Origin of the sequence: Salmonella sp. SAL4457 (genome assembly GCF_046548235.1) — a bacterium.
Taxonomy (GTDB): Bacteria; Pseudomonadota; Gammaproteobacteria; order Enterobacterales; family Enterobacteriaceae; genus Salmonella; species Salmonella enterica.
Window position 1 is genome coordinate 1 of record NZ_JBGDZO010000330.1, and the last position, 285, is coordinate 285.

General features: G+C 65.3%; 1 pseudogene. It reads left to right on the top strand.

Annotation, left to right across the window (positions count from 1 at the left end):
* Positions 1–176 precede the first annotated feature (176 nt).
* A pseudogene (locus ACLJNW_RS24510) lies at positions 177–285 on the top strand (bifunctional riboflavin kinase/FAD synthetase); the annotation flags it as partial.

Consider the following 285-nt stretch of genomic DNA (forward strand, 5'->3'; position numbering starts at 1 on the left):
CCGGTCTCCTGGCCTATTTCGGTATGCTCGCGCTGCTGGGTTTCCGCCTGCGCGACTTTTCCCGCCGGGCGGTGCTGTGAAGCGCGTCCGGGCTGGCGGCGGGATCATGCCGTTTTGCCTGTTGTCCGGCGCCCGGTACGCGTATAATCGACCACTTTCTGAGCAATAAGCGTGCTATGCAGCTGCTTCGCGGACTACACAACCTGCAGCCCCTGGCCGGGGGCTGCGTCGCCACCATCGGTAACTTCGACGGCGTCCACCTCGGGCACCAGGCTATCCTGGCGC